Source organism: Bacillus sp. AFS077874, assembly GCF_002566505.1.
Classification (GTDB): Bacteria; Bacillota; Bacilli; order Bacillales; family Bacillaceae_G; genus Gottfriedia.
Genome location: NZ_NUYF01000048.1, coordinates 61,566 through 80,473, shown reverse-complemented (window position 1 = coordinate 80,473; position 18,908 = coordinate 61,566). Strand labels below are relative to the sequence as shown.

The window sequence follows — 18,908 nt, the reverse complement described above, 5'->3', positions numbered from 1 at the left end:
GTTACATCTCCTTACGTACTCCATAAATGAAACTTTGAATATAGATTTGAAACAACATAATTTCCGAACAAAACTAAGAAGCAACAGATATTAAATATGCAAAGAGATTTGCCATAGAAACGGTTGCTTACCTTTAAATACATAAATGTACTATACATGATTAAAACGAAAAATGAGCCGATTACTTTCATATCATACCAAACAAATGTGTGTAATCGAATACTTGCCCAGATAACACCTAAAATAAGGGAAGTTAGCATTAATGGAACTCCAAATAAGTTAAATGTGATAAACATTTTTTCCAACTTACCTAAACTCCCCAATTTCTTTAAATGAGTAGACCATTTCTTCTTTTTTAATAAAACATATTGAAAAATGTACATAACCGAAAAAATAAAGGACAGGGTAAATGCACCGTATGCTAAGAAAGCAAGTCCAATATGGATATATAATAACTCCGATTTCAACTGATCAACTAATGTAGCTGTTTTACCCGCCTTCGGAATTAAAATTGATAATGAAAATACTAAAAATGAAACAACATTTGTAAAGAAAACTAAATACTCTAGTTTCACTACCCAATTAATAAACAATGATAGTGATATGATAATCCATACATAAATATATAGCCCTTCTCTGGAAGTAAAAAAGGAATATAAACTGTATTGGCTAATGGTGTAAATCATTAAAACAGAAGAAAACACCCAAACAATTGCTAGCAAATAAAATGCTACCCGACTTGCCATCCTATTTGTATCTATAAAATCTATAAAAGAAAAAACGATACTCCATGCAAACAATAAGATTAATAAGTGATAGATAAAACTACTTTCCAAAATCGCCACTAATTAAACCTCATAAAAAACCTAAGTTTTGTTTTAAAGAAATAGTCTCTTTTTCTTGATTAGTTTGCATGTGTTTTTCATCTTTAGATTCTTGTAAAATTTCATCTAGACTAAATATTTCTTTAAAAAGGGCAATTTGTGCTTCTGAGTGTTTAGATGTACCCATTTCTTTTGCTTTCATAATTGGATCTCTTAAAATTTGATTTACGATACTTTTTGTGTGCTTTTGGATAATTTTTAAATCTCTTTCAGATAAATGTGGAAGTTTTCTTTCTAGACTACTCATTGTATCTGCTTGAATATCTAACGCTTTTTCACGTAATGCAGAGATTACTGGAACCACACCTAGCATTGATAACCAAGATTGAAAAATATCAATTTCTTCAGTGATTGCCTTCTTAATTTTTACTGCCTCACGTTCACGTTCTGCTAAATTCTCAGCAACAATCCCTTGAAGATCATCAATATCATACAAGAATGCACTATCAATATGATGAATTGATGGTTCAATATCTCTTGGAACAGCGATATCAACTAAGAATAGTGGGTTACCTTTTCTTGATTTTTCAATTCGACGAATCATTTTTTCCGTAATCACGTATTCTTTTGATCCAGTTGAACTGATAACGATATCTGCTTCTTTTAAAGCATTTTCAAGTGATTCTAATCCTTTTCCGATTCCATTGAATTGGTCTGCAAGTCTAACAGCATTTTCAACAGTTCTGTTAATAACAGTAACCTTACCTACACCTTGAGAATACAAGTTTTGTAAAGCTAAGTTACTCATTTTCCCTGCTCCAACAATCAGTACATTGCAGCCTTTTAAATTGCTAAAAATCTTTTTTGATAGCTCTACAGCAGCATAACTTACAGATACAGCATTTTCACCGATTCCAGTTTCTGAGTGAACTTTTTTTGCAAATGTAATTGCTTGCTTAAATAATTGATTAAAAATCGTACCAATTACATGATTCTCTTGAGCAAGTAAATAACTATCTTTTACTTGTCCAAGAATCTGAGTCTCACCAATTACCATTGAATCTAAACCACTTGCTACAGTGAATAAATGGTTGATTGCATCATTTCCAGTTTTAATGATTAGATATGGTGATAATTCCTCGTCTTTTAAGTCAAAACGTTGTAATAAAAAGCGTTTCATATAATATTGACCAGTATGAACTTGATCGACAACTGCATAAATCTCCGTACGATTACAAGTAGAAACAATAATGTTTTCTAAAATGCTTTTTTCTTTTTTTAATGAGTTCATTGCGTCCTGTAGTTCATTTGGAGCAAACGCTACCCTTTCTCGCACTTCAACTGGGGCAGTTTTATAATTAATCCCTATTGTAATAATGTGCATGCCCTAAAGCCCCCCTAAAAAACTTTGTACAAACTTGTGTTTTATATCTATCTTTGCTTAGCAAAATATCATATCCATGTTCTACATCAATATGCTATCATAAATGTAATATTTTGTAGAATTTTTAATCCGATTTATACTATTAAATGTACACAAATTTTATTATACAATAATTTTAAAATAAAAGTGATTACAAATAATGTTAAACAGGAGTTGCTATGAAAAAAAATCGATTATTTATTGGAATCTTATTAATTGGCTTTGGCATTTATTATCTTATTTCAAAATGGCAAGTCCCAGCTTTACAGATTTTTACATATTGGACGACTCCGATCTGGATAACTGGTATTGCACTTCTCGTTCAAGCCTTTAAAGGTAGAGAAATCCATTATGTATTCCCGGGTATTGTCGTTCTTGGATTTGGAATTCATTTTTATGCCATCGAACATTTTCAAAATTGGCCAAACCATTGGTCCGTTCTTACACTCATCATTTCAATCGGAATGTTACTACAATCTCGAAATGGAAAAGGTGAGTTATTACCCGGATTGCTATTATTTATTATGTCTTTATTTTTCCTTTTTAATGAAAAGCTTGCAACAATGCTTAGTTCGCTCCAATCACAGGTCTCTTATTTCCAGAACTATTGGCCAATATTGATTGCTGTTATCGGTTTATATCTTCTATTTTCTAAAAAATAAACATACTTTTTTATACATAACTAGCAGTTTTAAAAGGAGGAACATCTTTGTTATACTTCCTTGCGCTATGGAAAAAATTTTGTATCATTTAATTATGTATCAATATTAATTCTATCTATTCTAATTGTTTCTTTTGGTTCAATAACTATACATATTTTAGAGCCACAAACCTTTCCAACTTTATTTGATGGTTTGTGGTGGACAATGACTACTCTGACGACAGTAGGCTACGGAGATTTCTTTCCAAAAACTGTTGCAGGAAAATGTTTAGGCATGTTTTTATTTATTTTTGGGGTCGGTATTATAGGCTTACTAGTATCTAAAACTGTTGATTCCTTTTCTAAATATCATCGTTTAAAGCTGGAGGGAAGAATTGTGTATAAGGATCATGATCACTTTATTTATATTGGTTGGTCTAAAAAAACAAGAGATGCTATTGAGGAACTATTCGATTCTTCACCGAATGCAAAGATTGTATTAATAGAAAATCTAGAAACATCACCTTACGAGCATCCACAAGTTCATTTTATTCAAGGAGACCCTTCAATCGAAAACACCTTATTAAATGCAAATATATTTGGGGCAAAACGGGTATGTATATTTGCAGATTCTACAATAGAAGATAGTGTTTTAAAAGATGGAAAAACGCTATTAATCGCTTCTGCAGTCGAATCACTATCAACTATGAAAAAAATGCCTATCCATACAATTGTCGAAATATCGAAAGAAAGCCATATCGTTAATTTTAAGCATGTAAATGTCGATGATTTTGTATTATCATATGAATCTGTTTCGCGTCTAATCGCTAAGACAACTTTACATCCTGGAACTTCAACGATATTTAGACACTTTTTAAATACAAAGTTTGATGGAAGCAATATACATGTAATAGGGCCTAATAAAGAATGGAAAACTTATGAAGATGCCTTTCTACAATTATTTGAAAAAGGAGCAACTTTGTTAGCAATCAATGAGCAGTTAAATGTTCCAAAACTAAGAGAATGCAAATTGAATTCTACTGATTGTTTGTATATTTATTGCGAAGAAAGTTTATTAAAAAAAATAACTAAAAAAGCGTTATAAATAAAATAAAACAGGGTGCTCGCTTTTCGTTGACGAGACCTGAACAAAAAAATGCTGGTGGCTTTTAGCCACCAGCGTTTTTTATTTACACATACGATCAATTACTGACCATGCTTTTTCTTTACCCATTCCAGTTTCAGATGAGAATAAAATTAATTCATCCCCTTCTTCAATCTGTAACTTTTCACGAACTACTTTTGCATGTTTATCCCATTTTCCTTTAGGGATTTTATCTGCTTTTGTTGCTACTATAATGACTGGGATTTGGTAATGCTTTAAGAAATCATACATCATTACATCATCTTCTGTAGGTGAATGACGTAGATCAACTAATAAAATAACAGCTCTTAATTGCTCACGAGTTGTAATATATGTTTCGATCATTTTACCCCATGCTTCTCGTTCCTTTTTGGAAACTTTAGCATAACCATAACCTGGCACGTCAACATAGAAAAGCTGTTCATTAATTAGAAAGAAATTTAATGTTTGCGTTTTTCCAGGTTTTGATGATGTTCGGGCTAATGCTTTACGATTTAACATTTTATTTATAAATGAAGATTTCCCAACATTTGAACGACCTGCCAAAGCGATTTCAGGAAATTGTGTGTCTGGATATTGATTTGGTCGGACTGCACTAATGACAATATCCGCTGTTGTTACTTTCATTTTTTCACTCCTACTATTGCATGCGCAAGCACTTCATCTAAATGGGAAACAGGTATAACAGTTAAACCTTCTTTCACCATTGGTGGTACATCTTCTAAATCTTTTTCGTTTTCTTTAGGTATGATAACAGTCGTTAAACCTGCACGATGCGCACTAAGCATTTTTTCTTTTAATCCTCCAATTGGTAATACGCGACCACGTAAAGTGATTTCACCAGTCATTCCAACCTCTTTACGGATTGGTTTATTTGTTAATGCCGAAATCAATGCTGTTGCCATCGTTATACCTGCTGAAGGGCCATCTTTTGGAACCGCACCTTCTGGAACATGAATATGAATATCATATTTCTCGTGGAAATTTTGGTCAATATTTAGCTCCTCTGCTTTTGAGCGAATATAGCTAAACGCAGCCTGTGCTGACTCCTTCATTACATCCCCTAGCTTACCAGTTAAAGTTAGCTTACCCTTTCCAGGATATAGTGATACTTCAATAGAAAGTGTGTCTCCACCAAATGCAGTATACGCTAAACCAGTAGCTACACCAATTTGGTCTTCACTTTCCATTTGACCATAAGAGAATGGTTTCTTACCTAAAAATTCTTCAATATTTTTATCGGTAAATATTATTTTTTGTCTTTCGTTTGAAACAATCAACTTAGCAGCTTTTCTACATAGTGTCGCTAGAACTCGCTCTAATGATCTTACTCCAGCTTCTCGTGTATAATGACGAATAATTGCACTCAATGCACTTTCGCGAATTTGTACAGTAGATTTATTTAAGCCATGCTCCGCTAATTTTTTAGGGAATAAATGTTTTTTTGCTATATTAACTTTTTCAAGTTCAGTATATCCAGATAAAGTAATAATCTCCATTCGATCACGTAATGGACCTGGAATAGTTGATAAATCATTTGCAGTTGCGACAAATAAAACTTGAGATAAATCAAATGGCTCTTCGATGTAATGATCACTAAATGTATGATTTTGTTCTGGGTCCAAAACTTCTAACATTGCTGATGCTGGATCCCCTCTAAAATCGCTCGACATTTTATCAATTTCATCCAGTAAGAATACAGGGTTATTTGTTCCTGCTTTCTTCATACCTTGGACTATTCGACCTGGCATTGCACCGATGTATGTTCTTCTATGTCCTCTTATTTCTGATTCATCTCTTACGCCACCTAGAGAAACACGTACAAAGTTTCTAGACAAAGCGTTTGCGATTGATTTCGCTAAAGATGTTTTACCAACTCCAGGAGGACCCGCTAAACATAAAATTGGACCACGTAAAGAATTCGTAAGTTGTTGAACAGCTAGATATTCTAATATTCTCTCTTTTACTTTTTCAAGACCTTCATGTTCATTATTCAGTATCTTTTCGGAACGATGTATATCCAATGTGTCTTCTGTTTGCTTAGACCATGGTAGAGCTACCATCCAATCTAAATATGTACGAACTACACCTGCTTCTGCGGCATTAGGAGGTAGTTTCTCATATCTTGCTAACTCTTTTAGTACTACTTCCTTTGTTTCTTCAGGCATATTTGCCTCTTCGATTTTTGTTAAAAACTTATCAACTTCTTCAGTTTTACCTTCACGATCACCTAGTTCGCGTTGAATAACCTTTAATTGCTCTCTTAAGAAATATTCTTTTTGAGTTTTATCAATATTTTTCTTAACTTGTAGGCCAATCTTTTCCTCAAGCTTAAGTAATTCTTTTTCATCTTGAAGGAAATTTAAGATAATATGTATTCGTTCAGTAACATCAATTGTAGCTAATATTTTTTGTTTTTCTTCTTCCCTTAATGGAATTGAATCAATCATTGCATCTGCAAGTTTACCTGGGCGGTCTTGCTTAACAATTGAAGCAATTGTCTCTGGCAAAATTCGCTTTGATAATTTACTGTATTGTTTAAAATGCTGCAATAAAGTTCTCATTAAAGCACGAAGCTCTTTAGATTCATCTTCTACATCTGGATATTCTTCTACCTTTGCAGTTAAGAAATCATTTTGATCAATAATTGATTTGATTTTTCCTCTGTGTAATCCTTCAACAGTAATACGAACAGTGCCGTTTGGAAGTGTAATTTTTTGTGTTAATTTAGCTAAAGTTCCAAATTGGTACAGTTCGTCTATCTTTGGATTTTCAGTATCTGCATCTATTTGAGTAACAACAAAAATTAAATGATCTAACTCATCAGCTTCTTGTATAGCTTTTATCGATTTCGTTCTTCCTACATCTAGATGTGCAATAGTGGCAGGAAATACACTAATTCCTCTTAAAGGTAGGAGGGGTACAACTTTTTCTTTTGTAACATTCATTACGTTACACCTCCATGTTTTTCATTCTATTTAGTTATTTTACCTTAACATATATATCATTTACAATGATATGCATTAAAAGAAAATAAAGAAGCGACATAATCAATCAACAACTGTTTACCGATTATCTTATTTTTGACTAAAGATACGAAGTAAAGCTCGTAATAAGATTAAATCATAAAGAATGGATTTCTACAAAATAAAAAGTGTTCGATCACTTCATTGAAAAATAGAATGCAAAAATAGTTTGTATTCTTTATTTATTCAAAATGAAATGATTCGAACACTTATTTTTATCTACATAGATTGCGATTGATTCTCTTCAAATAATGTTAATTGCTGGAAATCAGTTTTTGTTTCAGCTGGTAGTTCAAATTTCCAATTATCTTTAAAGACTTCATGGAGAACTTTTTCTATGCGATCTACTGCTAATATTTCTACATCTTTATATTGATGTAATGTAGCTTGATCGTTCTCTTTTGGAACAATAATTTTAGTTGCTCCTGCTTTAACAGCTGCCTTTACTTTTTCTGGAACACCGCCAACTGGTTTTACCTCACCTTGAATGCTCATTTCACCAGTCAATGCGATTGTATTTAATACTGGAACATTATTAACCGCTGAAAAAATACCAACTACCATTGCAATCCCTGCAGATGGTCCGTCAATTAATGCGCCACTTGGAAAATTAATGTGAATCGTAAAGTCATCGATTGGTACACCAATTTTTCGTAAGATTGTCGTAACATTTTCTAAAGAGCCTTTTGCCATACTTTTTCTACGAATGGATTTAGCTTGATTACCTAAGCTTTCTTCTTCAACAATTCCAGTAATTGTAATTGAACCTTTACCGATTTCTTTTGCTTTCATTGCAATTACTTCAATCGGTAGTAACGCACCAATATTTGCTCCATAAACAGCTAAACCGTTCACCAATCCTACTGTTGGAGCTTCAGGAATTTTGTTAACAAGTCTTGGTGATAATCGACTTACAGAAACAACCCATCCAATATCATCTTCTACTAATTCTTTTCGTCCAGAAGTTAAAACCATTCCGCCAGCTAACTGAATTAAGTTAATCGCTTCACGACCATTTTTTGCATATGTACCTACTAATTCTAAGGCTTTTTCTGATAGGCTCAATTCAATTTTTTCAGCAGATCGTTTAGCTACTGCTTGAATTTCATCCTGTTCTAATTCTCTGAAAAATATTTCTAAACAACGTGAACGAATTGCCGGTGGTATATCTTCTGGTGATCTTGTTGTTGCACCAACTAATCTGAAATCTGCTGGTAAACCGTGTTTAAAAATTTCATGAATATGTGCTGGTATAGAAGGATTTTCTTCTTGGTAATAAGCACTCTCAAATTTTACTTTACGGTCTTCAAGTACCTTTAGCATTTTATTCATTTGAATTGGATGAAGCTCGCCAATTTCATCAATAAATAAAATCCCTCCATGCGCATCGGTTACTGCTCCCTTTTTAGGTTGAGGAACACCTGCTTGCCCCATCGCACCTGCACCTTGATAGATTGGATCGTGAACTGAACCAATTAAAGGATCCGCAATTCCTCTTTCATCAAATCGAGCAGTTGTAGCGTCTAATTCTATAAATACTGCATCTTGTTTAAAAGGTGTATTGGGGCTCTTTTTCGCTTCTTCTAATACCAGTCTAGCCGCTGCCGTTTTTCCGACACCAGGCGGTCCATAAATGATTACATGCTGAGGATTAGCACTGCACAGTGAAGCTTTTAACGCTTTTATTCCATCCTCTTGGCCAACTATATCATCAAAAGTTGTTGGTCTAACTCTCTCTGCTAACGGAACAGTTAATGAGATTGACTTTAATTTACGTAACTGCTCCATTTCTTTTTTAGATTCCCTGTCAATCGAAACTTTAGTTGTTCGTTGACCTTTTAATAAATGAATAAAATACAATGCAACGATTGTACCTAATGCTAATTGAGCTAATAAGATAATAGTTGTTAAACTCATTCTTTACCCCTCCACTGAAGTAGAAATTAATTTTAGTATCGCCCTCTAAATGGAAGGATAAACCAAATTTTAAAAATTAAAGAAAAGGTTTACCGAGTAAAGTTCCTATGCATTTAAGAAAGATTTAAAAAAAATCACTTAAAAAAGACAAAAAAAAAAACCAAATGCAAATGCATTTGGTTCTTTACTTAAGCTAATTTATTTACTTTTTTCTTTAACTCTAATTCTGTTCCATCTTCTAGTACAAGCTTAGGAGCTGCACCAGTTTTAACAGTTTCTGCTGAGATAATACATTTTTGAATATCCTCGCGTGAAGGTAATTCAAACATAATATCTAACATAATCCCTTCAATGATCGAACGTAGTCCACGAGCTCCAGTTTTACGCTCAATTGCTTTTTTAGCAATTTCAGTTAATGCGTTATCCTCAAACTCAAGTTCAACTTGGTCAAGCTCTAGTAATTTTTGATATTGCTTAATTAAAGCATTTTTTGGTTTAGTTAAAATTTCAACTAATGATGCTTCATCAAGTTGCTCTAAATTAGCTAAAACTGGTAAACGGCCGATGAACTCCGGAATTAAACCAAAGCGTAATAAGTCTTCTGGTAATACGTGGTTTAAGATTTCTTTTGAGCTTAAATCACTCTTTTCAGAATCACCACTGAAACCAATTACCTTTTTACCTAAACGGCGTTTGATAATTTGTTCGATGCCATCAAATGCTCCACCACAAATAAATAAAATATTTGTCGTATCAATTTGAATGAATTCTTGATGTGGATGCTTACGACCACCTTGAGGAGGTACGCTTGCAACTGTTCCTTCAAGAATTTTTAAAAGTGCTTGCTGAACACCTTCACCTGACACATCACGTGTAATTGAAGGGTTTTCAGACTTACGAGCAACTTTATCAATTTCATCGATATAAATAATACCTTTTTCAGCGCGTTCTACATCATAATCAGCTGCTTGGATTAATTTTAAAAGAATGTTTTCAACATCTTCCCCAACATATCCAGCTTCAGTTAATGAAGTTGCATCTGCAATCGCAAATGGTACATTTAAAATTCGTGCTAAAGTTTGAGCTAATAATGTTTTACCACTACCAGTTGGCCCAATCATTGCAATATTACTTTTTGATAACTCAACCTCATCAATTTTGCTATTTGAATTAATACGTTTGTAGTGATTATATACAGCAACAGATAACGCTTTTTTCGCATTGTCCTGTCCAATAACGTATTCATCAAGAATTTCGCAAATTTCTTTCGGTTTCGGAACGTCTTTAAACTCTACTTCCTCTTCTTTTGCTAGCTCTTCTTGAACAATTTCAGTACAAAGCTCAATACACTCGTCACAAATATATACACCAGGTCCTGCAACTAATTTTCTAACCTGAGACTGTGACTTCCCACAGAACGAACATTTTAGCTGTCCTTTTTCTTCGTTAAATTTGAACATATGTTCACTCCCTCTAAAAATTTCTAAAAACACTCAATATGTATGTAATCGAAAAAAATATGTATCTTGTAGCTATATAATAGCATACAAAATAAACAAAGCAATTAATTACTACTCTAAAATTGTTTAAATTTTTAGAATATATATATTCTAATCTAAAGCTAATAATCCTTCTTTTGAAGAATTATTTTTAGTATAGCCACAATTATTTTTTAAAATCTGTATAACAGATTCTAACATATGTATATGTATATTTTAAAGGAAACAGTTCACTTTACCAAATATTTCTTTATTTAAAAACAAGGCACGAAAAATCTCGCGCCTTGTTTAAGTCAATATATGTTTATTTAACGCTTATTTTTTTCTGCTATCTACTAATAATTCAACAGCTTTACGGATTTGAATATCATCACGTACAGCGTCAGTTCCACCTAGCATAGTTACTAATTGCTCAGAAGGAACATTGTACATTTCAGATAAACGAGCTAATTCTTCGTTCATTTCTTCTTCAGTTGCATCGATTTTTTCAGCTTCGATGATCGCATCGATTGTTAAGTCGATTCTTACACGAGCTTCAGCATCTTGACGCATTTGAGCACGAAGATCTTCTTCTTTAGTACCAGTGAATTGGTAGTAAAGCTCTAAGTTTAATCCTTGTTGTGCAATACGTTGTTCAAAGTCTTTAACCATACGGTCAACTTGGCTTTCGAACATTACGTCTGGGATTTCGATTTCAGCATTTTCAGCTGCTTTTTGAACTAAAGCATCACGTAAGCTACCTTCAGCTTGAGATTTTTTAGATTCAACTAAGTCATTTTTAATTTTAGCTTTAAGATCTTCTAAAGTTTCTACTTCGTCATTTACGTCTTTAGCAAACTCGTCGTTTAACTCAGGAAGTTCTTTCGCTTTGATTTCATGAACAGTTACTTTGAAAGTAGCAGATTTTCCTGCTAATTCAGCACTGTGGTATTCTTCTGGGAATGTTACATTAACATCAGTTTCCACACCAGATTTAGCGCCAATTAACGCTTCTTCAAATCCAGGAATGAAAGAACCTGAACCGATTTCTAGTGGATAGTTTTCACCTTTTCCACCTTCGAAAGCTACGCCATCAACGAAACCTTCAAAATCAATTACAGCTGTATTACCGTTTTCAACAGTACCATCTTCTTTAACTACTAACTCAGCTTGACGCTCTTGTAATGTAGTTAATTCAGCTTGTACGTCTTCGTCAGTTACAGTAGCATCCATTTCTTCAACTTCTAAGCCTTTGTATTCGCCTAATTTTACTTCAGGTTTTACAGTAACTTTTGCTTTGAAGATTAAAGTTTTACCTTTTTCCATTTGCTCAACGTCAACTTCTGGACGATCAACTGGCTCAATACCAACCTCTACAACAGCTTTGCTGTAAGCTTCTGGTAAAATTACATCTAAAGCATCATTGTAAAGTGCTTCAATACCAAATTTTTGTTCGAAAATTGGGCGAGGTAATTTACCTTTACGGAATCCCGGTACATTGATAGTTTTAACAACTTTTTTGAAAGCTGCATCTAAACCTTTATCTACTTCAGAAGCTTCAACTTCTACAGTTAATAGACCAACGTTAGCTTCTAATTTTTCCCATTTAGCAGTCATTGTTAGTTCCCTCCAAAATTATCTAAAAAAATATATGTGTTTACGTATTTTCGTACTATACATGCCTGTCCATTTTTAATAAAGAAAATGCATGTATAATTAAGTAAATAGTCGTTACAACCATTCTATTATAACACATTCCTTTTTTGTTTCAATATTTCCTATTTTTATAAGGAGAAAATATTAGGTTTTTTTAATTTTGAATTTTAAATCAGTTTAGTTCCTTTAAAAAATAAAACGATGACTTCCATTCCTTATTGCTCGCTTTCCGTAAGGCGTGACCTAAGTCCCTCTTCGAATTCGATCAAAAATAAAAATCGGTTTTATCTCCGCTTCCATCACTTTAAAATACCTTTTTTTACATAAAAAACATAGAAGCCCAAATGGAACATCTATGTTTTTTCCAACTATTTCATTTTAAATTAAAGTATCCTTCATCTTCAAACCGTTTTACTAAAGCAATTGCACTTATTACAGGAAAATATTCTACATTAAATAAGTCTTTTAGTTCCTCTTGATCTACACTACGATCAAAAAATTGTTGGACGATGCAATAAAAACAAGCTGCCCATGTATTTATATCCGCTGGCATTGGGATAAACGGAAAGTAAATTGTTATAAAGTGTTGGAAGTGTGTTTTTGCGATTTCGAAAGCAGAAGGGTCTTCACTTTCTAATACGTCACTTAATTTTTTTAATATAGCATCTACAAAGATTTTATGTTCATCGACTGAAACCGATGTATTCCAAATCATCCTTTGGTTTACTTTGTTTAGTTCAAAATCTTTATCTATTGATTGTTCTTGTAAAATAAACAAAATAAAACTTTGAATTAATGGATTTGCTTTGGTGCTTTTTAATATTTCGCTAATTTGATCGATAACAAGATTACAATCTAAACTTCTTAATTCATTAATTAATTCAAGTTGCTTATCAATCGGCTCAGAATTTTCAACGATTTTATGTAAATTAAGAACTTCACCCTTAATGCCTTCACGATCTGAAATTACTTTCTTTGATAATGAGAGCATCGCTTGAAACTTATCCATCTGATTTTCATCAATCCGTTTTTGAGTGAGTAATTTTTTTATATTTTTTTGTAATTCTTCATATTCTTTTAATTGAAACAAAATGCTTATGTACACTTCAATTGCTTCATCACTCTCAAAAGGCCCGAAAACTAAATCCTCACATCTTTCCTTAGCTTCTTTAGCCTGATTTCCTTCTAAAAGACACGCGACTGCAGCAAGCTCTGTTTGTGAATTATGCTCATTCATTTCTTTTAATTGATTACATAACATTAAAGCTTTACTGAAATTTTTTTCTTCTAATGCTTTTTTGCCTAAATTTATTATCCGATCCTTCAGTTTAGGAAAAAAGACAATATTGTCTTCCATGTTACTCTCCCCTAACATTTGTTATTTCCTGCACAAACTAGTTATGAAAAAGTGTATCATGAATTAAAATTATTTAAAATATTAAAGATACGTGTATGAATGAATCTGTTTTAGCTTTAGTACCCTAACGGTTTATTGCCAAATCTTTTCCATAGCTTTGGAAACTTAGCTTTTAGTTCGTCTTTTGATTTCCAATCGATCGTTAATTGTTGTTCAGGATAATCATAGCCTTTACTCTCAATTATGGAATTGAACTCATTCCACAATTGATCATCCCAATCATCATCGCCTTTACGCTTGATTGTATACGCTTGTAAAGCTAGATCTAACATATCTTCCAATTCTGGCGTAAGTCCTTCTTCTTCATAAATTGGAAAGATGTATTCAGCTAAATAATCTGGGTCATTTAACGTTTTCTTGTAAACTTGTTCTCCTTGTCCAATTAACCAAGCTCTAAAATGTGCAAATGAATCCTCAGAACAGCCATCCATGATGATCCATGCAGCTCCTAAAAGATTTGTAGTATACGCTTTGGAAAAATAAGTTTCAAAATGAATTTCAAAACTAGCTATCTCTTCCTCTGATTGTTTAGCTAAATGATTTATTACCCATTCATACGGTTCTTCAACAATATGCATTTTGGATATTAAGCTCCAAAATTCATTTTCATTCATTTATATCACTCCACTCTTTTATTTATACTAGAATAACATAACTAGTATAAATTTAATGATGACCTAAGACTTCTATTAATTAATAAGAATCCATCCTAATTTATATAGTAAGCGTAAATCATCATATTATTTCTAAGGTCCTTAATTAAAAGTAATTAAAATACAAAAAAAGACACTTATTTTACATTTCGTAAAACAAGTGTCTTTTGGACGTCCTGAGAGGGATTCGAACCCCCGACCGACGGCTTAGAAGGCCGTTGCTCTATCCTGCTGAGCTACCAGGACATATGGAGCGGGTGATGGGAATCGAACCCACGACCGAAGCTTGGAAGGCTTCTATTTTACCATTAAACTACACCCGCATATTTGTTATTTCTTTTTCGTTTCTTTGTGACATCACCCTGTCGACATAATTTAGTATAGTCGTTATGAAAATTAAAGTCAACACTTTTTTAAAACTTTTTTTCCAAAATAAAGGAAGAAATTTTAAAGTTGTATAATTACCTTAGTTTATTAAGGTTTTCCGGCTTTTAGTACTCCGAATTTTTTTGTTTTAGATAAGGTTAGTAGCGTATGAGCTACTAACCCCCATTAATTCATTATAATTTAAATGAAGTAGTAGTAAGCACTGTTCCATCTGTATTATAAAAAGTAACATTAGCTTTCTTATCAACTGTTTCAAGAATAGCATATGTCTTTTCTTTTCGCATTCTCGGTAATAAAATGCTGCCAGGGTTAATAAAAAGCACACCATCAATTACTTCGGCTCCTAATACATGTGAGTGACCGAAGCAAGCAATTGTTGCTCCAACTTCTTTACAACGATAATACAGCTTTTGTAATGACTGTTTTATTCCATGTAAATGACCATGTGTTGCATAGATTGTATATTCATTCCCACGGTGAATAAATTCTTCAGGGAATTCTCCTCTGAAATCACAATTCCCTCTTACAACATTATAATCCTTTAGTTCCTTAGCATTTACTTCTAATTCCGAATCTCCACAGTGTATCATTAAATCTACATTGTCACGATATCGTTCGGCAATTTCTTGCAATGGTTTTGTCAATCCATGGCTATCACTTACAATTAGTACTTTCATTAATTTGATCCTCTAAATAAAAAATCTTTATCTTCTTTATTTATAACATTCATTAATGATTTAATTGCATTTGCGCGATGACTTAAGCCACCCTTTTCATCTGTTGTTAATTCAGCCATCGTTTTATCTAATTCTGGCAAAAAGAATATTGGATCGTAGCCAAAACCATTTGTTCCTCTTTTTTCATTGGCAATATATCCTTCAACTGTACCATAAACAGTGATTGTTTCTTTACCTGGAACCGCTAAAGCTAAAGCACAATAAAATCGCGCAGTTCTTTTTCCAGGAAAAACACCTTCTAGTTCACTTAATACTTTTTGTAAATTATCTTCGTCACTTTTATGTAATCCAGCATATCGAGCAGAATAAACGCCTGGTCTACCTTCAAGTGCATCCACTATTAAACCCGAGTCATCTGCAATGACTGGCGTATTTAACTCACTCGCTAAATACTCAGCTTTTAAAACCGCATTTTCTTCAAAGGTAGTTCCTGTTTCTTCAATTTCTTGAATTTCAGGAAAGTCTTTTAAAGACTTAACTTGAAATCCCATCGGGTTAAAAAGTGCTTCAAAATCCTTCACTTTGCCTTTATTATTTGTCGCAATAATGATTGTTTCCATCCCTAAAGCCTCTCCTCGAAATGATTATTGAAATTTAATACCTTCTTGTAATAACACTTCTTTTTGTTTTTCAATTAGAGATTTAATGCCTAATTCACCCAAAGATAGTAACTCATTTAATTCTTCTCTTGAAAATGTTGCTTCTTCACCAGTTCCTTGAAGTTCAACAAACTGTCCTTTTCCAGTCATAATAATATTCATATCAACACTTGCAGCTGAATCTTCTACATAATATAAATCTAGTACTGGTCCAAGGTCATCTAAAATACCAACTGAAGTTGCTGCTAAATAATCTTTTACAGGATACGATTTCAATTTATCCATTTTAATTAACTTATCAAAAGCAAGCATCATTGCAACAAATGCACCAGTAATTGAAGTAGTTCGTGTTCCTCCATCTGCTTGAATTACATCACAATCGATCCAAATTGTCTTTTCACCAAGTGCCTCTAAATCAACTACTGCTCTTAACGCTCTTCCTATTAATCGTTGAATTTCCATTGTTCGACCAGTAACTTTACCTTTAGATGATTCACGTATTGTGCGCTCTTGAGTAGCTCTAGGTAACATTGAATATTCAGCTGAAATCCAACCTTTTCCACTGTTTCTCAAAAATGGTGGTACACGGTCTTCAACTGTTGCATTACAAATTACCTTCGTATCACCAATACTGATCAGCACTGAACCTTCTGCATGCTTTGTATAGTGAGTAATAATCTCGATTGGTCTAAGTTCATTATTTAATCTTCCATCTGTTCTTGTCATGATTGTTCCTCCTACAAAATCTTCCAAATACTAGTATAGACAAAAATGTGATTTCATTTCTACTTATTAAGTTTAATTTAAAGATAAAATTAAAAACCTTGTACAAAAATCATCACAATTTTTGTACAAGGTTAATATTAAAACCATTTTATTAAAAGGCAAATTATTAACTTTTCATAACCACAGGTTTACAATTTTTTCGTATTTACATCCTTAGGTCTTGAAACAGGTTGACTTAAAGGCTTGCCTTGTTGGTCTAGCGCAGTTAATTTCCCATTGATTTGAATTTCAATGGACTTAACACCTTTTTGCTCAGTTAATGAAAGTACAAGTGGTTGTAGTACATCATTATTGATCATGTTTTTTGCAATATTTCCATAGATACCATCGTTAAAATTAAGTACTAGCTTACCACCTTTGAAAACAGGTTGACTAACTAGTTTCGTATCAGTTCCAAAATCAGATACTAAATTTGAATATTCAGATGGACCTTTTACAAGTTCATTTACGATTGCTGAATATGAATCTTTCTCTGCATTTGAAATCCTAGTCGTTACAGGTACATAATAAGTGTCTCCCATTTCTCCTTGAGAAACATAATATAGCGTAACAGGTCTGGAGTTCATAATATCTACAATGTCACCTTTATCAAAGTTAATTCCATCATCTCTTGTTAACCCATCACCAATTTGAGCTTTATTTACTGGCATCGATGCAAGCTCTTTTCCGTTTACTCGAATTTTTACCTTTGTCACATTATCAAATTGAGTTAACGTCCAAGTAATAGCTTGAAACACTTTTAATTCATCTTCAGCACGGTATTGCTTAAATTCTGGTGAAAAATCAGCAATAATCGTACCATCCTTTTGAGTTTGAACACCTAAAACTTCAGTATTCGGAGGTAAAACTGCTTGGAAACCATTCGGTAATTCATCTGTAACAGGACCATCTTTTACTAAGTACTCTAACGCTTGTTTAGCCAAGCTAGTAGACTTAGGTAATTGGAATGTTTGTGGTACAACATACCCGTTACGGTCAATTAAATATAATTCCCTTTTTACCGTTTCCTCTTTCTTTGCTACTTCTTTTGAAGGTTGATCACTTTTATAAACTACCGTTTTAGGTGGATCAATGTCAGTTGAAGATTTCGTTGGAAGTAAACTACATCCACTCATTGTTGCAATTCCACATACCGCTGCCGCTGTTACTAACAATCTTTTTTTCATCACCATACTCCCCCCACGCTTTTTTACTATTTATACGAGCCTGTACATTTTTTAGAACAAGCTAAATAGAAAAAAATAAATAATTTAAATCTAGCTCTAAATTTACTGGAAATATTCACCTAAAAGACCTATCGTTCATATGATAAAAAGACTAAATGAATACCCATCCGAAGAACAGCTCGGTCAAGCAAGGAGGGTTAGCACAGTTGAAGGATAGAGACTATCAAACAAAGCACACACTCACAAAGCGTGAAAAAGAAGTATTCGAGCTTCTTGTTCAAGATAAGACTACAAGAGAAATTGCTGAAGAACTTTTTATAAGTGAAAAAACTGTGAGAAATCATATTTCAAATGCAATGCAGAAGCTTGGGGTTAAGGGGCGATCACAAGCAGTTATTGAGCTTCTTCGTATGGGAGAGCTTGAACTGTAGTTATTTTGTAGAAACAATTCTACAAACCAACATACTGCCGGCATTCTAATGACATGCCGGTTTTGGTATTTACATTGAAGCTTAAGTTTTTCATTTCTCTATTTTCTTGCTTGTAAAGAATCTGATTATCTAAATTGAAAGTTATACTTTATATCCTACTTATAGTAGATAAAAGGCCTATCTGTAAATTAGGATAGATGCTCTGCTATAGGGGGATTTTATTTTAGCTCTTTTTACCTATCTAAAATTAAAATAAAAAAATCGTTTCCTGTTGGAAAACGATTTTCTTCAGAGTGTTGAAATATAAAATGGTCAATAGGGAAAACGTATATTAAATGAACCATTATTAATAATGAAATTATCATTTTTTGGATGCTATTAACGGTTTTAAATCTTAATATGTTTGAGCAATTTCATGATTCCAATAACACTAATAATGATTTTTTGATTTTTATTAGAAGTTAAAAATATTATGAGTTAATCTTTAGAAAAACATATTCAATTGATTAGTTTAATTAATATTCGATATTTATTGACCTACAAGCCGATTAATATAAATAGTTAGGTTACTCTAAGTAAAGACTATTTGACTAGTATTTTTTGCAGACTTTTTTTGATGAATAA

At 32.8% G+C, this 18,908-nt stretch carries 16 protein-coding genes and 2 tRNA genes; 3 read left to right on the top strand and 15 right to left on the bottom strand.

Annotation, left to right across the window (positions count from 1 at the left end):
- Positions 1 to 11: 11 nt before the first annotated feature.
- Positions 12 to 845: a cytochrome c biogenesis protein CcsA gene (gene ccsA / locus COJ46_RS20615; RefSeq protein WP_097978414.1), complete on the bottom strand. Its 834-nt coding sequence runs from the start codon at positions 843 to 845 to the stop codon at positions 12 to 14.
- Positions 846 to 855: 10 nt separating this feature from the next.
- Positions 856 to 2,208 (bottom strand): glutamyl-tRNA reductase, encoded by a 1,353-nt coding sequence (gene hemA / locus COJ46_RS20610; RefSeq protein ID WP_097978413.1) that lies wholly within the window; start codon positions 2,206 to 2,208, stop codon positions 856 to 858.
- Between the two features lie 218 nt (positions 2,209 to 2,426).
- On the opposite strand from hemA, the gene COJ46_RS20605 reads away from it, so the two are divergent.
- Both COJ46_RS20605 and COJ46_RS20600 read left to right on the top strand, forming a co-directional pair.
- Positions 2,427 to 2,909 (top strand): hypothetical protein, encoded by a 483-nt coding sequence (locus COJ46_RS20605; RefSeq protein WP_097978412.1) that lies wholly within the window; start codon positions 2,427 to 2,429, stop codon positions 2,907 to 2,909.
- Positions 2,910 to 2,969: 60 nt separating this feature from the next.
- Positions 2,970 to 3,992, top strand: a complete 1,023-nt coding sequence (locus COJ46_RS20600) for an ion channel (protein WP_098566249.1) — start codon at positions 2,970 to 2,972, stop codon at positions 3,990 to 3,992.
- Between the two features lie 81 nt (positions 3,993 to 4,073).
- On the opposite strand, the gene yihA is transcribed toward COJ46_RS20600, so the two are convergent.
- From yihA to COJ46_RS20535, 13 genes are all read right to left on the bottom strand, one after another.
- Positions 4,074 to 4,658 (bottom strand): ribosome biogenesis GTP-binding protein YihA/YsxC, encoded by a 585-nt coding sequence (yihA, locus tag COJ46_RS20595; protein WP_069035199.1) that lies wholly within the window; start codon positions 4,656 to 4,658, stop codon positions 4,074 to 4,076.
- Entirely contained in the window at positions 4,655 to 6,979 is a 2,325-nt protein-coding gene (gene lon, locus COJ46_RS20590) for an endopeptidase La (protein ID WP_097978410.1), read from the bottom strand. The genes yihA and lon overlap by 4 nt, the downstream gene beginning before the upstream one ends.
- Positions 6,980 to 7,276: 297 nt before the next feature.
- Positions 7,277 to 8,974 carry an ATP-dependent protease LonB gene (lonB, locus tag COJ46_RS20585; protein ID WP_097978409.1) on the bottom strand — a complete coding sequence of 566 codons (1,698 nt, stop codon included), beginning with the start codon at positions 8,972 to 8,974 and terminating at the stop codon, positions 7,277 to 7,279.
- A 188-nt stretch (positions 8,975 to 9,162) separates the two neighbouring features.
- On the bottom strand, positions 9,163 to 10,434 hold the full coding sequence (clpX, locus tag COJ46_RS20580) for an ATP-dependent protease ATP-binding subunit ClpX (protein WP_097978408.1): 1,272 nt from the start codon (positions 10,432 to 10,434) through the stop codon (positions 9,163 to 9,165).
- Positions 10,435 to 10,788: 354 nt separating this feature from the next.
- On the bottom strand, positions 10,789 to 12,069 hold the full coding sequence (gene tig, locus COJ46_RS20575) for a trigger factor (protein ID WP_097978407.1): 1,281 nt from the start codon (positions 12,067 to 12,069) through the stop codon (positions 10,789 to 10,791).
- 412 nt (positions 12,070 to 12,481) lie between these two features.
- Entirely contained in the window at positions 12,482 to 13,465 is a 984-nt protein-coding gene (locus COJ46_RS20570) for a hypothetical protein (protein WP_098566248.1), read from the bottom strand.
- 116 nt (positions 13,466 to 13,581) lie between these two features.
- Positions 13,582 to 14,139 carry a DUF4240 domain-containing protein gene (locus tag COJ46_RS20565; protein WP_097978405.1) on the bottom strand — a complete coding sequence of 186 codons (558 nt, stop codon included), beginning with the start codon at positions 14,137 to 14,139 and terminating at the stop codon, positions 13,582 to 13,584.
- 211 nt (positions 14,140 to 14,350) lie between these two features.
- A tRNA-Arg gene (locus COJ46_RS20560) sits at positions 14,351 to 14,424 on the bottom strand.
- Between the two features lie 3 nt (positions 14,425 to 14,427).
- Positions 14,428 to 14,501: transfer RNA gene (locus tag COJ46_RS20555), tRNA-Gly, on the bottom strand.
- A gap of 237 nt (positions 14,502 to 14,738) precedes the next feature.
- The gene (locus COJ46_RS20550) at positions 14,739 to 15,242 is read right to left on the bottom strand and encodes a YfcE family phosphodiesterase (protein ID WP_097978404.1); all 504 of its coding nucleotides are present in this window, start codon (positions 15,240 to 15,242) and stop codon (positions 14,739 to 14,741) included.
- Positions 15,242 to 15,862: an XTP/dITP diphosphatase gene (locus COJ46_RS20545; RefSeq protein WP_097978403.1), complete on the bottom strand. Its 621-nt coding sequence runs from the start codon at positions 15,860 to 15,862 to the stop codon at positions 15,242 to 15,244. Before COJ46_RS20545 ends, COJ46_RS20550 begins: the two co-directional genes overlap by 1 nt.
- 24 nt (positions 15,863 to 15,886) lie before the next feature.
- Positions 15,887 to 16,627 carry a ribonuclease PH gene (gene rph / locus COJ46_RS20540; protein WP_098231844.1) on the bottom strand — a complete coding sequence of 247 codons (741 nt, stop codon included), beginning with the start codon at positions 16,625 to 16,627 and terminating at the stop codon, positions 15,887 to 15,889.
- Between the two features lie 188 nt (positions 16,628 to 16,815).
- Positions 16,816 to 17,859 (bottom strand): GerMN domain-containing protein, encoded by a 1,044-nt coding sequence (locus tag COJ46_RS20535; protein ID WP_097978401.1) that lies wholly within the window; start codon positions 17,857 to 17,859, stop codon positions 16,816 to 16,818.
- Between the two features lie 200 nt (positions 17,860 to 18,059).
- Between COJ46_RS20535 and COJ46_RS20530 the strand changes: the two genes are divergently transcribed.
- Complete coding sequence (locus COJ46_RS20530; RefSeq protein ID WP_056472461.1) at positions 18,060 to 18,284, top strand: helix-turn-helix domain-containing protein; 225 nt, start codon at positions 18,060 to 18,062, stop codon at positions 18,282 to 18,284.
- The last annotated feature ends 624 nt before the right edge of the window (positions 18,285 to 18,908 follow it).